This window comes from Bacillus sp. JJ1521, from assembly GCF_036965165.1.
Lineage (GTDB): Bacteria > Bacillota > Bacilli > Bacillales > Bacillaceae_L > Ferdinandcohnia.
In genome coordinates this window covers 11,454-26,312 of record NZ_JBALOX010000095.1, presented here as the reverse complement: position 1 = coordinate 26,312, position 14,859 = coordinate 11,454, and the positions used below count along the sequence as shown (strand labels likewise).

Genomic DNA, 14,859 nt, shown 5'->3' with positions numbered 1-14,859 from the left:
TCTTTAAAAGTATTGCTCCACAATATGGCCCTTTAATGAAATAACGTGACTACCTTTAACAGTAATGGTAGTACTACAGAAATAAGGTGTCTCAATATATTTCCAACTTCCTATATTTATGCCCTCTCTCAAAAACATTTTTTGGAGGTTCATATTTTTCTTATATTCGGGTTTGCAATAATCTGGAAATATGCATTTTAATCCCACAACATACCCAAGGGGGCCCAACAAGACCCCCTACTCCCAATCCATCCCAGTTCTACGGATTGTATAGTCAAATGTAACTTTTATCTTCATATCTTTGTATATCTCTGACCATTTTTCATCGTTTTTTACTTCCTGGTCCCAATACGTACCGTATTTGGCTCTTACTCGGGCGCCTAGGCCAAGGGCATCTGACCCTTGCTCCTGTAGCTGCATGATTAACTCACTACTGACTTCTTCCATTTTATGATTGGCTGCTTTTTCAATTTGCTTGATTTTGTCGCCGGTTACGGTTACGTCTATGGCTTCCTCAAGAATGGCATCTATTTCTACATGAATGGTCGCGCTCGGAATTCCCTTTTTTACATCGACAGTTATTTTAGAGTCTCGTTCTTGCGTTTGAATAATATAAACACTTGTATCATCTAATGAGACGCTTATAGGGTAACCGCCGGAGGTCCTCCCTTTCATATCCATAAATGCACCTATTTCAATTGGGGATGTTAGACCAACCATTTTTTCACCTCGAAAATAGACGAGTCCATCAACCATAATTCGATCATTGTTAATGACCTTTACCCCTGGAAGTACTGGGTCAATCCCTTTATCTGAAACATCTATCCAAAAGTTTCCGAGATATTCCTTTGGTAGCTTTCCAAAACGGACCGCATTATCTAGTGTATCTGCTAAATAAAGTGCAGGTACTGTTTCAAGTGGTGGGGCTGCTCTCAAGACTTTTGCGGCATCTTTTTTATTAATAACCATCCAGGATGTTCTTCTGACCTCGTAATCACGCTTTAAAAATTCACTTATATCCATTATACCCTTCTTCGCAATTTCATCAGATATCACAACAATCTGTAGATGACCGAGATATAATTTTTCAGCAAGCTGTTGTTGGAGATTGGCCATGGCATCCTTAATCGTATGTCCATATGTTTCTAATAACCACGCTGTTTTCTCTGAGCCTCCCCCTCCACCGCCTTCAGGTCCAAGCTTGATTTTTCCAGGTAATGCGATTTGGGCAGTAACCTTATATAAATGATCTTCTTTCCCTTCTGGAAAGTCTCCATCACGATGTGTTACTTCTTCTCCCTCATTCCCCTCAGCAAGATCAATCGCAAGCGCCAGTATATTTGCACGATCCTCCAGTTCGTACCTGTCCCAGCATCCTGTTAAAAAAAGAGTAACTACAAGAAGGTTCGTAAAAACTCGGACGATTCTCATGCCGAAACTCCTCCTCTCTTGCGAAGCTTGGCGATTCCTAAAAGGATCACAGGAAATACTATCGTTAAAGGAAGGCCACAAGATGTTACTAGCAATATTAAATCATACATGTGATAAATATTTTGAGGATAAATGGCTATACAAAAAACAACTGGAAAACCCGCTGCTGCGATCACCCGGTAATTGTAATATCGAAAAAGTTCCCCTATTCCGCGAATAATTATAAAATAATAGGATAGAAGTGTTGTAAAAACACCATATATCCAGGAAATAACCAAAATAGCATCCACTCTTGCTAAAATTTCGCCAGGAACGGTAACCATTCTACCTAGAATTAATGTTGGCCAAATCGTTTCAAGAATTTCCACATCCCCAAATACACCGACCGTCATGAACACTATAAAAATGACCATAAAGCCAGCAATCAGAAGTCCCCAGACTCCACCCTTCATACCTTTTTCTGGTTGTTTCATATAAGGGATGACCATTGAAATAATAAAGAATCCTAATATCGACTGTGTAACCAGCATACTTCCTTTTAAAAATTCTCTCCATGTTGGGTCATTCCCTAAAAACGGAGTAATGTGGTACACCTCAATATTTCCAAAGGCCGGAAGTAAGACGAGTGCAAATGGAAAAATAATTAACGGCATATAGAAAAAATGGATATAAGCAAAGGTTGAAACATTTTGAAATCCAACTGTTGCACATAAGAAAATCATCATAAAGATAGCAATTTGAATGGGTGTTGTCGGTAGAAGTACACCTGCGACTACCTCAGCAAATTGTCGGGTTTCAAGGCCCATAATTATTGTAAAAAATAGAATGATCATGACACTAAAAAAACGACCAATAACTTTTCCTAAGATCAACTCGTTGTATGTAATGACGGTATGCTTCGGAAATCTTTTTCCCAAATATACAATTGCTAAAAGACCGATGAAAGTAATTCCAACTCCAACTATGCTTGCAAATGGGGCACCTATACCCGCTTCCTTGACCACAAACCTCGGAATGACGAGCGTTGCAACACCAAGGATAGAGCTAATTACAATGAATGCCACCTGTACCGTAGTAATTTTTTCTCGTTGTTTATCCATTGGAATCACCATCCTCTTGACCATTCAATGACGACATGGGAATCCTTTCTTTTTTAGGGTCCATCCTTTTTACATCCTGTGGCTGTAACTCCTCTGGTCGATTCTTTAACCATCGCAGTGGAGCGCGAATGAATGAATCTTTCATGCCCGTAAAATTTCCTGGGGCAACAGGTGCCATATACGGAAGGCCAAAGGAACGCAATGATAGCATATGATTGAGGATGAAAATAACCCCAAACGCTAAACCTAATAATCCAAAGGTTCCTGCGAGAATGATTAAGGGGAAACGAAGCATCCGAAAAGCTGTTGCTGCATTATACGAAGGTGTTGCGAAGGACCCAATCGTTGACAATGCTATTATTACAACTGTAATTGGACTAACGAACCCAGCCATAACAGCCGCTTGTCCAATAACAAGCACCCCAACAATTGAGAGCGCCCCACCCACCTGCTGCGGCATTCGGACGGTTGCTTCACGTAATATCTCCATCGCGACCTCCATCAATAGTACCTCTATGAACGATGGGAAGGGGACCCCAGCACGACCACTTGAAGCTGCGACAACAAATTTTGCAGGAATCATTTCTGGATGATACGAAAGAACCGTTACATAAAAGGACGAAAACGTTAATGAAAAAATGAGAGACATAAATCGAATAGCGCGAACAGCACTCGTAATCAAGAATCTCTCATTATAATCCTCACTCGTTTGATAAAATTGATTAAAAATAGCCGGTACAATCAATACAAATGGGGAACCATCTACTAACAGTACGATTCTACCTTCAAGTAAATTTCCTACCGCTTTATCTGGCCGTTCCGTATTTTGAACCTGTGGAAACGGGGACCTTGGATTATCCTCAATAAACTGCTCAATATATCCAGCGTCCAGTATACGGTCGATATCAATCCGATCTAAACGCTTTTTTACCTCATTCAATAATTCCTTGTTTACAATACCCTCTATATAACAAATTCCCACTCTCGTTTTTGTACGCCTACCAACTTCCATTTGCTCGATTCTGAACTCTGGAACAGGCAAACGATAACGTAGTAGGGATACATTCGTCATGATTTGTTCAATAAACCCATCACGAGGACCCCGAACCACTCTTTCAGTGTCAGGTTGTGTAAGTCCCCGCTTTTCTGGCTTGAATGCATCAAGAAGGAGAGCTTGATCTGAACCCTCTATTAAAACGATACATTGTCCTCTCAATAGACCAGTCAATATATTGGAAAGTCTGGACTCGGATGTTCCGGAACAATGATAGAGCACATCTTTTAGTAGGGTGGACGTGAGAGAACCTGTATGGATATTGGTTTGGATGTACGACTCACCAGGTCTTTTCTCTTGAAGAGGCTTAATAATATCTCTATCAATTTTTTCTTGATCAACTAAGCTACTCATATACAGAACGACAGATAAGGCTTCACCAAATAAATGAAACCTTCTAATTGAGAAATCGATATCGTTTTCGAAAATTTGTGTAACCTCTTCTACCGTTCGTTCTACGTTACTGCTTATATTTTCTTGTTTTGACTCTAAGACTTGACTCTCAGGTAAGGAGATTTCCTGTTCTTGTTTTACTTTCTTTTTAAAAAATGACGGCATCCTTCTCCCTCCTTCAATTACGTATTTTGTTACAAGCATTTTTTTCCATGCAGAATTTGGGAGAAATAGTACTTTTATAGGACTTTTGGATTATAGAGTTATATAAGGGAAAATAATGAATGCTGCAAACAATTAAAGAAGTAAAACCTGTAATGATGGAAGGGGAGTACAGAAATCGATACACAGATTAATAATAAAGTATCATTTTTTAGATTTGTGTGGTAAAAATATAAAAGCCTGTGAAATTTTACGATAAAAATTTCACAGGCTTTTTCATTTCAGAGGATTGTTTATCCCAACCTCTGCCTTAATAAAGAAAACTTACATTTATTCAAATACAGCTACTAAGCGTCCTTTTACTTCATGATTTTTCAGTTTTTCTATACCTTTGTCGACTTCTTCAAACGGGATTGTGATAAGAGCTGGATTCATTCTTCCAGTAGCGAAGCAATCATATACACCTTTTAAGTCTTCTACTGACCCACCATTGCTTCCTAAAAGCTTAATTTCCTTTGTAATCATTAAATACGTGTTGATATTTGATTCTAATTTACCCATACCAACAATGACAACTGTTCCTTGAACTTTTACAGCTTCTAATGCATCAGATGTTGTTTGTCCAAAACCAGCAAAGTCAACAATGACGTCGCATTCCGCTTCTTTCATATCTAGAACAGTATCGAATACTTTATGAGCCCCTAGTTCTTCAGCAAGTTTTCGAGCTTCTGGAGATACATCGGTAGCGTACACTTCGCAACCTTTAATTAGTGCCATTTGTAGAGCAAATTGACCAAGACCACCGATTCCGATGATTCCTAATTTTGTACCTTCTTTAGCTTGTCCAATACTGAAAAGAGCACGATACGCTGTGATCCCAGCATCTGTTGAAGCTGCCCCTTCTACAAAGGAAACGCCTTCAGGAATGATTACTAATTGATCTGCAGGAACACGCACTTTTTCTGCATACCCGCCGTCATAGTTATACCCAGCAGTTACTTTTGTTTCTCTATTCATTGGGTTAGCCCCAACACGGTCTCCAACTTTAATATTTTCTACACCTTCACCCACTTCAATAACAACCCCAGCAAACTCATGCCCCATAATAACAGGACCATTTGGGAAAAGTGGCATCCAACCTGGATCTTGTAAAGCTGCAACGTCTGAATGGCATAGACCAGCAGCTTTCACGTCTATCACAACGTGACCTGGAATCGCTTTCGGATCTTCTTTTTCAATCAATTCTAGTGGTTTATTTGTACCTGAAAATAGCCAACCTCTCATACTATCTCCTCCAAATTGTTCAAATCTTATTTTTTGTACTCCGCTAATAATTCTAGCTACATCTATAGTTTACTAGGTTTCCCTTTCTGTAAACCATCCTTAATATTTGCTATAATGTTGAGGAAACCAACACCTTCATCAAATCTGTCTAATAGGAGAGGAATATGATGAAATCCACTTCCAACCAAGCGATGCGGACAAAGAATTTCTTAAAAAAGGCTTTCATTGAAATGGTACATAAAAAGGGATATAGTGCTGTTACGGTGAAGGACATCGTTGATTATGCGCAATATAATCGAACAACCTATTATGTGTATTATCAAAACATACATGAGCTTGTTGAAGAGTTAATGGATGAAATGTTTGAAGCCATTCAGTATTACAGCATGTCTAAATACCAAAGCGATAGTCAGGTAAAAGTAAAAGAGTTAACAACAAACTCCTTCGATTTGTTGTATTATATTTACGATCACCGTGATTACTTTACATTATTACTTTTAGAAGATACCTTGCCACACATTCACCAGCAACTGCCTGAAGCGATATTTAATTTATTGAAAAATAATTTTGATATTCAATACGGCGTGTCTTCTGTTGATGATTACTGCCAAAAGCGTTATATGGCATATGGTACGGCGGGGTTAATTAAGGACTGGATTGCGCAGGATTTTGACGTGACACCCGGTGAAATGACAGATCGTCTCATACGTATTTTTAATACCTTTGCAAGAGGGTTTGTTATAAAAGAAATCGACAACTAACAAACTTTAGAAATATGTATTTTCATACGTTGCGTGATTAGATAATTATTAATTACGAAATTTTTCCTCTATACAATCTGCCTTTTCATACCAAATATCGATAAGGTTACGTGTCATGTACTTTAACAAACATGGTCAAACAATTTGCTCTTTACACTTCGTTAAAGAATTTGTTTTTTTTAATAGCAATTGTTATTCAAAAACCTATATAAAAGTACCAATAACCTTGTTAAATAAAGAAAATGACTTTTGCCAATTCATAAATCATCTCTTATGTCATCATTTAAAATTAGTTGGGGGATACAATCACCTTAACAAGCAAAAAAGAACGAATTCCACCAAAATCGGGATTCGTTCTTTTAATTAAAATAATTCCTCAACAGACCTGAACCAAATTACATTGTAAAAACCAGCATCTTAACAGCAAAATTAACAATTATTGCGATTTATTAAAGAGGATAGTGAAATGTCTATCCTCCTTCTTCTACACAATTTATTATCATTTAATTCTAAGTGCCACCCTTCAGTAGTCAATTAAGACACTTTTCCAGTGATTTAGAATGGTTCCGCAGCCTACTAAATACTATATTGTTACAATTATTGCCGAAGGATTGTATTTGGAGAAGGTTGGTTTTTAAACCTTCCCCTTATTTTTTTCAACAGATCTATAATCACCTGCACCCCATGTGTTGTCACAGGGAGACAAGGGGAAATCATGGGATTAATTGTAAAATCGATACCACAAAATAGCGAGGAAAAACTTCTCTTCTTTCGTTTTTTACTTTTTTTGAAAATTGTTCACTCTCATCCAGTAAGTTGACAGCAATTTCATCCTTCTACCTTTTTCGTTCTTACCAGTGTAAAGAAAGCGATAAACCCGATGAGTGAAGTAGTAAATATGATGGCTCCCATTGGAACAGCCGAGGTTTCATTAATACCAGCAAGCGGAGAAAAAATCGCTCCAAGCAGCAACGGGAGCATGCCTAATACAGCACTTGCACTTCCGGCACGGTTCCCCTGATTGGCCATCCCCAAGGTAAAGGTGCTAGTCATAATCATTCCTATGGTGATCATGTATATAAAAATCAATATGACAAGTGACGCTAACGGCCCTTTAATAATTGTCATAATCAGCAGGAGGAGAGTCGCCGTCAGTGCAATCGTAACAGCTGCCTGAAGCAGTTTCTTCTCTGGGATGATCTCACTGAATCGTCCAATAATAAAACTCCCCGTAATAATTGCTATTCCATTAATCCCAAATAGAACACTGAATACTTGGGGAGATACCCCGTAAATATCCTGATATACAAAAGGAGTCCCTGATACATAGGCGAAACTTCCACCATGGACAAATCCGACAACTATTGCATAGCCAATAAAAGAACGGTCTTTCAATAAACTGCCCATTGTCATAACCGATGAACCAATAGAACTTGGAATACGATTTTCCGGTGGCAATGTTTCCTTTAATTTCATGGCAACGATAATCACAATCAAAAGTCCAATAAAAGCTAAAAAGTAAAAAATGGTTTGCCAGCTTGCTGATGGAAAAGCCAGGATTGCTCCGCCAAATAGAGGCGCGATTATTGGTGCAACAGCATTAATGACCATTAACAGTGAGAAAAATTTCGTAAGCTCTTTGCCATTAAATACATCACGTACTACAGCGCGAGAAAGGACAACCCCAGCTGATGCGGTAAATCCCTGTAAAAAACGTGCAGTGATCAGTGTTGTCATATTGGGCGCAAATGCACAGAGAATAGAAGCTAAAACAAACAATGTAGTAGCAATTAACAAAGGTTTTTTCCTACCTTGTGCATCACTGATCGACCCGACAACCAATTGCCCAATCGCTAGCCCTATTAAACATGCGGTTAAACTAAGCTGTACCTGCGTAGCACCAGCCCCAAAATCCTGAGAAATCTCGGGAAAGCTAGGCAAATACATGTCTATATTAAACGGCCCTAAAAAAGCAAGCAACCCAAGCAAAAGCGCTAACCCCAAACGCGTTTTCCCCTTTGGATTTTGCAATCGATGCTCTTGTATTTCTTGTTGTTGTTCGAGGTAAATAAGTCATCTCTCCTAATCTGTAAAATTATAAAAATGCACAACGAGCTTTTTTTACATTCGTTATCGCTTATTTTGCTATTTTAACAGATATTTTGGATCATAGCTTTACCAATGCCTGGATGATACAGTGTTGCTCCTACGAAGGAATCACCCGCTCCAGACCATTATAGGGTTAACCTCTAGTGTGAGGGAATCTACCAATTCTTAATCGAGTTGCTGCCTAAGTAAGCGGCAATACTTCTTGAAGTAACGAAAATAGCTCAGATTTTTTGGATGCTTCTTTTCGTTGCTTGCTAATACTTTCCGCGAAATATTCCACTGATTCTTCCAATTCCTGATAGTATAGCTCTTCCAATTCTCGGGTTAACACCCCATAAAAATAGGCAAATGGATTGTGAACTGTATTTTTCTTTAGCTTGATAATCATTTGTTTGAAGGCATTAATCGATAGCTCAATCATATCTACACATTCCTTGTCGCGGTTGTTTTTATTTGCTGCAATAGTTGTCATTTTCCAATACTCCTCGATTATTTTTGCTTCAGGAAAAAATGGTTTTACTGCTTCAACAAAGGAAACGGGAACTCGATCACTTGTAAATGTGAAATCTAGAGGAGCGTCCTTACGTTCTTTTATATCTTGTTTAGTTTTAAAAGAATTACTAGTTTCATTATGGTGGTTCAAAATTTCCTTTTTAGGTGGTTCATGATGAGTTGAATTGATTTCTGGGTAACGATTAAACACATAAAGATTGCTAGTTTGTGAGCCATTCTTGCGCTCGGTTTCATAAACTGTAAAAATACCTAAAGCCACAGCTTTTTGAATCATTCGTTTAAAAGTAGAACGAGACACGCCATTTCCGTTGTATTCCTCATGGATAGACTTCAGCATCGTGCCAATCTTTGCGTTGCAAACCCCTGGAACTTTCGCTGAATAACGAACTAGGCGTTTTAACCCAACTAATTCGCCTTTTGAAAAATCATCCTTGTATTGAAGCATCCACATCTCCATATGCCTATTGAATTCCTGTAAACTACTAAAATTTGAATAATCCTCAAACTTATCAATTGTGCCCGATTTTAAATTCATACGAATGCACCACCCTTTCATTGTTGTTATAGAAAGGTGGTGGTAAAAAAGGGGCATCCGTTTGGAAGTTTTTTATGGCAAATTTGTGAAAAGTAAAAGGAACTCCCCCCAGAGTGTACGATTCACACACTGAGGTCGGTTCCTTTATTTGTCACACTTACTAATTTTCTAGAGTAGATTGCAGATATCAGGTTCTATAAATCCGCACATGAACCTTCCCCTTGTCACAATAACTGTGCTATAGACTGGATTAGATACTTGATACTAGGAGAGAGATAGCTGCCTGTTCGAAAGCATGCATAAAAATTTCGCTCCATGATGTAATCCTGCATCTGGTAAAAGACACCTGGTTTTAATTGATGAAGGGATTTGACGGCAACTCCCGGTAAAAAAGTAAATCCTTTATCTTCCTGAACAAGATTATAGGCAAGGTGGATACTATTCGTCTCCAGAATAATCTGTGAGGAAACTGCTTTCTATGTAAAAAATAGATCCGCTATCTTCCGCATTCCCTTTCCCTTCTTAAGCAAAATCATTGGTTTGCCTTGCAGTTCTTCAGGCTTTAGTAAAAGAATTCTCAAACCCAAAGCGCCAATCAGTCTGTGACTGATAGAAGTTGGGTGGTGCAACCAGATAAACCGGGTCCTTTCCTAGATATTTACATTCAAGATTTGGATTGGTATACACCAGATGGGGCTATACCTTCTGATGGTCCTATCCTTGGAACGATCAATGGAAAGCTTGTTTTTATAGAAGCAATGATAGAACAGATGGAAAATCATGGGTTAATACAAGGAATGCAAGGTCGGATGCCCCTCCTGTTGATCATACATATATACAATTTGAACGACACAAACATGCAGGCATTGAAATGCCCCATTTTGAAATCCATATGCATTTTGTTTCTCAAGTTGATCACAACTTGGCTGGACCGCCAGCAATTATGGGAGAACCAATGATTCATGGTGAAATGGTTCATATTGCATACTTTATCGGGGGTGTTATAGCAGGTACTAATGAAGGGGAGGACAATGGTGTTATAACAGTGGATGGCGTAAAACGAGATGATCTACTTACGGATCAAATCGGCTCATGGAGTAAAGAACTTGAAACTGGGGGTCATACCATCAAACTTGAGCTTGTAGATCATACCGGTAAACTTTATCCTGGAGCAGTGCAGGAAATGAATGTAACAGTACCAGTTCCCTCCAACAATTAAAAATATAAATTTAGAGTGGCCGGCGTGAATGATCTTAAGCCGGCTTCCGTAATAGCCATAAAATAAAGGGGGAATTGGATACTGAAATAAAATATATAGTATACGGGGTGTGAAGGCATGGAAAAAAATTAAGGAAAAACGCCGAATATATCAAGTAGCTTTCAAATCGTTAATGATGACTGAAAAGACAAAGACACGATTGAGAAATGAGAGAATAGAACAAATATTGTACGAAGAAACAGAATACTATGCACGAATCTTTATGGAAAACTAACACGAATTTAAGTAAAAAATCACATATAATTGCAGTCAAAAACAGTAAAGAGCCTTTCCTTATGGAGAGGCTCTATACTCACTGTTACATCTGTTTTAATCTTTTATTACAAGTAGTGAACAGTACTCCACGTGCTTTGATTAAAGGATTTAGCGTAAAAGCCATTATAGGTGAAGAATTAAATCTCTTTACGGAATTCATTTTTTTCTGTCATTCTACAATTACGGCTTCTTTTTGTGCTAACAAGCAAAGTTCAGCTGCTTTAAATGCATGTTCTTGTGTCATTGCTCGTTCTGTCCTATTTAAACAATCCAAAATTAATTCACCAAAAAAGGGGTAACCAACCTTACCATTTAGCTCTAAGTGCTGTTCTCCTTCATCATTCACCAAAAATAGGTGATCACCATCTGGATTACGGGCAATATCAATATATTTTCTAAGCTCAATATACCCCTTTGTTCCTAAGATTGTTAATCTCCCATCACCCCAAGCACCTAACCCAGCAGGTGTTAGCCAATCAACACGGAAATAATTGGTTGCTCCGTTGTCTCCGAGCAAAGTTGCATCTCCGAAATCCTGAAATTCAGGATATTCTTTACAGTGATAGTTTGCTACCTTGCTATGAAGCACCCTAGCATCTTTGCATCCTGCAAAAAATAAAAATTGCTCAATTTGATGGCTGCCGATGTCGCATAAGATACCCCCATATTTCTCCATTTGGAAAAACCATTCTGGACGCATATGCGCATTTAATCGATGCGGTCCTAATCCAAGCACTTGAACGACTCGGCCAATTGCCCCATCTTGAATAAGTTGTCCTGCAAAAACAGAACTTTCAACGTGTAAGCGTTCGCTATAATAAACCATGTATTTTTGACCAGTAGTACGTACTTTCGACTTTGCTTGTTCCAATTGTTCAATAGAAGTAAAAGGAGTTTTATCAGTAAAGTAATCTTTACCATGCTCCATCACTTTAACTCCCAACGGACCCCGCTCTGAAGGAATAGCAGCTGCCGCTACAAGATGAACTTCTGAATCCTGTAAAATTTCTTGTTCAGAGCTAGCTACTTTCACACCAGGATAAATCTCTAGAAATTGCTTTACTTTTTCAGGGTCTGGATCATAAACCCACTTTAATGTTGCTCCCGCTTCTAACAAACCATTACACTGACCATAAATATGTCCATGATCAAGTGCCATCGCGGCAAAGACAAACTCACCTCTGCCAACTACTGGTCGTGGTTTTCCCTGTGGAGCATAATTCATTCCATCATTTTTTTGCATTGTGTTATTCTCCTCTATGACATTACGAAATTCCAATTTAGTAGTATATTATTTTCTAAAAGTATATCCTTTTACCTTCAGCAGCTGACCAATAAGCTGCATAAATTGCTTTCGTAGAATCATAGGCAAGTGAAAAATCCGATTTTGGTTTTCTTTCAAATGCGACACACTCCATAAAATCCTGGAATTCGTCCACATAGCCTCTTACGTACTCTTCCATAGGACTTACAAACTGCCAGCCTTGTTTCGTTTCTACTTTTTCGCTAATGTATATATCTTCCAAATTCGTTTCGTTAGCAAAGTATGATAAAGCATGGTTGTTTGGTGTCATATTACAAATATGTGCACTTTCAGGAGTGAAAACTTCAACTATGTTTCTTATGCCACCAACAATCATATCTCCAGCCATCACAGCAGCTTTTGTACCGTCTGAAAAAGATATACTAACATTTGCCCAGTCTTCAACATCTACTGGTCGAGCTGCAATAACTCCGCGATCTTGCTCATTTAAATGATTTGTGATATTGCCAACTTCCGCGACTATGCTCTCAATATGGATTTCTTCGTTCCGTGCTTCGGCTTCAACCTGCTTCAAATATAGTACGGCTGATAAAGGGTGGCATCCCTGACGGATTAGTGCACCTCCACCTGTAAATGCCCATTGGGCAGCATGAGCAGCATGAGATCCACTGTGACTCTCTTCACCTTTCAGTAAAAGAATCTTGCTTCTTCTTGCTTTGATAATCTCGGCACATTTACTAATCGACGGCGCATACACCCAATTCTCAGCATACATGAATAACTTGCCACTTTGCTCGACCACTTCTTTTAATTTATTCATACGCCCGATAACATCGCTATACATTTTTTCTTTTGGAACACTCGACCCAATATTGACATCTCCTGTTCCATAAAAGCCTGTCATCGGTTTTTCACATATGACATGCTTTCCCGCCTCCATAGCACGTATTATCATTTCCTCGTGCAGATGAGCTGGTGTGCAAATATCTACAACATCAATTTCTGGATCTTCCAGTAACTGTTCGAATCGGGAATATACCTTTTCGATGCTGTATTTTTCGGCAAATGACTGTACCTTTTTATTTGTTGATGCCACAGCTTTTAAACATACGTCTATTCCGAAAACTTTTTTATAACTATCGATGTGGATCGCCGCGATGAATCCGCTACCTACGATACCGACATTTACTTTTTTCATTCATTGTCACCCCGAGATGCTTTTTTTCTTTGAAATTATAGGCTTTATCTTATCAAAGACTTTAAACTGTGCTAAAATCATTAAAATAATGGCAATTACAAATACAATACAAATAGGTCTTGTAAAGAATGGTATAAGACTACCATCGGATAATACTAATGCACGTCGTAAATTTGAATCTGCCATTGGTCCAAGAACGACCCCAAGTAAAAATGGTGCAGCTGGATAATCCATTTTCGACAAAACTAATCCGATTATTCCGAAAACAAACATCATATAAACACTCGTGATTGAATTATCAATGACGAAAGAACCAACAGCACAAAATACAAAGACAATCGGCATTAAAATCTTTTTATCAAAACGGAGAACTTTTACCGTATATCTTGAAATAAATAGTCCTAAAAGGAGCATAACAAAAGCGCTAGCTACCAAATACAAACTCATTGTATAGATAAACCCTGGTGATTCGCCCAACAACAAAGGTCCTGGTCGATAACCATGTAACCATAAAGCCGCTAGTAAAACTGCAGAGGATGTACTACCAGGAACAGCTAGGGTCAGTACAGGAATTAAGTTTCCACCTATTGTCGCATTAATTCCAGTCTCAGCGGCAATAACTCCTTCGTAAGAACCCTTACCAAATTCTTCTTTCTTTTTACTTCGCATTTTTGCTGCCCAATACGATAGCCAACCTGCCACATCTTCACCGACTCCAGGAAAAATCCCTACAAAGACCCCAAGGAAGCCAGACCTAGTTACTGTAGATATTTTTCCTTTTAAAATCGAAATTCCTTTTTTTACTCTGAGCTCAATCACTTCTTTAACAGCTTTCATTTCTTGTTTTTTGAATGAGTTTACAATTTCCGGGAATCCAAATAAACCAATCATAATAGGAATTAATGGAATTCCCCCTATTAAGGCCATACTGTCAAAAGTGAATCGAGGATACGAGTTCAATGAGTCTAATCCTATTTGCGCAACAAACAACCCAATTATTCCGGAAATCCACCCTTTTAAAGAGTCACCTCCAGATGTCAAACTACCACAGATCATAACACCGAATACCGCAAGTAAAAAGAACTCCCAGGAACCAAATTTTAAAGATAGCATCCCGAGAAGCGGGGTAAGCACCAAGACACAAACTGCCCCAAACAAGGTGCCAAGGAAGGCAGAAGCATTTCCTAGAAAAATGCCTAATCCCGCCTCTCCCCTTTGTCCAATCTTATAGCCATCAACTGCTGTTGCTGCTGAAGCTGGTGTTCCTGGTATGTTTAATAGAATTGCAGTTTGTACTCCGCCTGATATTGCACCGACATACACGCCGATTAATGAAAGAATCGCTGTCTCTGGTGCAATCCCATACGTCAATCCAGTCAAAAGAGCAATTGCCATTGTAGAAGTTAACCCTGGCAGTACTCCTACTAGTAAACCGAAAAACACCGCAAGCACTAGTGTCAGAAGATTAACAGGCGTAAAAAGTTGATATAGCGTGTCAAGAATATATTGTAAGGCCATGTT

The 14,859-nt window shown here is 38.6% G+C and carries 12 protein-coding genes; 2 read left to right on the top strand and 10 right to left on the bottom strand.

Annotated features, from left to right (window positions below):
• Positions 1-237: 237 nt before the first annotated feature.
• The 4 genes from V7147_RS13905 to V7147_RS13890 form a co-directional block, all read right to left on the bottom strand.
• Positions 238-1,431, bottom strand: coding sequence for a Ger(x)C family spore germination protein (locus V7147_RS13905; RefSeq protein ID WP_335368449.1), 1,194 nt, complete (start codon positions 1,429-1,431; stop codon positions 238-240).
• The gene (locus V7147_RS13900; protein ID WP_335368448.1) at positions 1,428-2,531 is read right to left on the bottom strand and encodes a GerAB/ArcD/ProY family transporter; all 1,104 of its coding nucleotides are present in this window, start codon (positions 2,529-2,531) and stop codon (positions 1,428-1,430) included. The genes V7147_RS13905 and V7147_RS13900 overlap by 4 nt, the downstream gene beginning before the upstream one ends.
• Positions 2,524-4,143 carry a spore germination protein gene (locus tag V7147_RS13895; RefSeq protein WP_335368447.1) on the bottom strand — a complete coding sequence of 540 codons (1,620 nt, stop codon included), beginning with the start codon at positions 4,141-4,143 and terminating at the stop codon, positions 2,524-2,526. Before V7147_RS13895 ends, V7147_RS13900 begins: the two co-directional genes overlap by 8 nt.
• 327 nt (positions 4,144-4,470) lie before the next feature.
• A complete protein-coding gene (locus V7147_RS13890; RefSeq protein ID WP_335368446.1) occupies positions 4,471-5,424 on the bottom strand; it encodes a zinc-binding dehydrogenase in 954 nt (317 codons plus the stop codon).
• A 167-nt stretch (positions 5,425-5,591) separates the two neighbouring features.
• Here V7147_RS13890 and V7147_RS13885 point away from each other — a divergent pair, with 167 nt between their 5' ends.
• Positions 5,592-6,185 carry a TetR/AcrR family transcriptional regulator gene (locus V7147_RS13885; RefSeq protein ID WP_335368445.1) on the top strand — a complete coding sequence of 198 codons (594 nt, stop codon included), beginning with the start codon at positions 5,592-5,594 and terminating at the stop codon, positions 6,183-6,185.
• Positions 6,186-7,013: 828 nt separating this feature from the next.
• On the opposite strand, the gene V7147_RS13880 is transcribed toward V7147_RS13885, so the two are convergent.
• From V7147_RS13880 to V7147_RS25230, 3 genes are all read right to left on the bottom strand, one after another.
• Positions 7,014-8,216, bottom strand: a complete 1,203-nt coding sequence (locus tag V7147_RS13880; protein ID WP_335368444.1) for a Bcr/CflA family efflux MFS transporter — start codon at positions 8,214-8,216, stop codon at positions 7,014-7,016.
• 259 nt (positions 8,217-8,475) lie between these two features.
• Positions 8,476-9,342, bottom strand: a complete 867-nt coding sequence (locus V7147_RS13875; RefSeq protein WP_335368443.1) for a hypothetical protein — start codon at positions 9,340-9,342, stop codon at positions 8,476-8,478.
• A 224-nt stretch (positions 9,343-9,566) separates the two neighbouring features.
• Positions 9,567-9,800: a LysR substrate-binding domain-containing protein gene (locus V7147_RS25230; RefSeq protein ID WP_438824596.1), complete on the bottom strand. Its 234-nt coding sequence runs from the start codon at positions 9,798-9,800 to the stop codon at positions 9,567-9,569.
• A 413-nt stretch (positions 9,801-10,213) separates the two neighbouring features.
• On the opposite strand from V7147_RS25230, the gene V7147_RS13870 reads away from it, so the two are divergent.
• Positions 10,214-10,561: a hypothetical protein gene (locus V7147_RS13870; RefSeq protein WP_335368442.1), complete on the top strand. Its 348-nt coding sequence runs from the start codon at positions 10,214-10,216 to the stop codon at positions 10,559-10,561.
• A 484-nt stretch (positions 10,562-11,045) separates the two neighbouring features.
• Here the strand turns inward: V7147_RS13870 and V7147_RS13865 are convergent, their stop codons facing one another.
• The 3 genes from V7147_RS13865 to V7147_RS13855 are packed head-to-tail and all read right to left on the bottom strand — an operon-like array spanning position 11,046 to position 14,856.
• A complete protein-coding gene (locus V7147_RS13865) occupies positions 11,046-12,119 on the bottom strand; it encodes a Gfo/Idh/MocA family protein (protein ID WP_335368441.1) in 1,074 nt (357 codons plus the stop codon).
• Between the two features lie 55 nt (positions 12,120-12,174).
• The gene (locus tag V7147_RS13860; RefSeq protein WP_335368440.1) at positions 12,175-13,338 is read right to left on the bottom strand and encodes a Gfo/Idh/MocA family protein; all 1,164 of its coding nucleotides are present in this window, start codon (positions 13,336-13,338) and stop codon (positions 12,175-12,177) included.
• Positions 13,339-13,344: 6 nt separating this feature from the next.
• Positions 13,345-14,856, bottom strand: coding sequence for a tripartite tricarboxylate transporter permease (locus V7147_RS13855; RefSeq protein WP_335368439.1), 1,512 nt, complete (start codon positions 14,854-14,856; stop codon positions 13,345-13,347).
• Between the last annotated feature and the right edge of the window lie 3 nt (positions 14,857-14,859).

Coding starts and splice junctions, on each gene's coding strand:
- V7147_RS13905 (WP_335368449.1), bottom strand. CDS start 1,431: ATGAGAATCGTCCGAGTTTTTACGAACCTTCTTGTAGTTACTCTTTTT.
- V7147_RS13900 (WP_335368448.1), bottom strand. CDS start 2,531: ATGGATAAACAACGAGAAAAAATTACTACGGTACAGGTGGCATTCATT.
- V7147_RS13895 (WP_335368447.1), bottom strand. CDS start 4,143: ATGCCGTCATTTTTTAAAAAGAAAGTAAAACAAGAACAGGAAATCTCC.
- V7147_RS13890 (WP_335368446.1), bottom strand. CDS start 5,424: ATGAGAGGTTGGCTATTTTCAGGTACAAATAAACCACTAGAATTGATT.
- V7147_RS13885 (WP_335368445.1), top strand. CDS start 5,592: ATGAAATCCACTTCCAACCAAGCGATGCGGACAAAGAATTTCTTAAAA.
- V7147_RS13875 (WP_335368443.1), bottom strand. CDS start 9,342: ATGAATTTAAAATCGGGCACAATTGATAAGTTTGAGGATTATTCAAAT.
- V7147_RS13870 (WP_335368442.1), top strand. CDS start 10,214: ATGCCCCATTTTGAAATCCATATGCATTTTGTTTCTCAAGTTGATCAC.
- V7147_RS13865 (WP_335368441.1), bottom strand. CDS start 12,119: ATGCAAAAAAATGATGGAATGAATTATGCTCCACAGGGAAAACCACGA.
- V7147_RS13860 (WP_335368440.1), bottom strand. CDS start 13,338: ATGAAAAAAGTAAATGTCGGTATCGTAGGTAGCGGATTCATCGCGGCG.
- V7147_RS13855 (WP_335368439.1), bottom strand. CDS start 14,856: ATGGCCTTACAATATATTCTTGACACGCTATATCAACTTTTTACGCCT.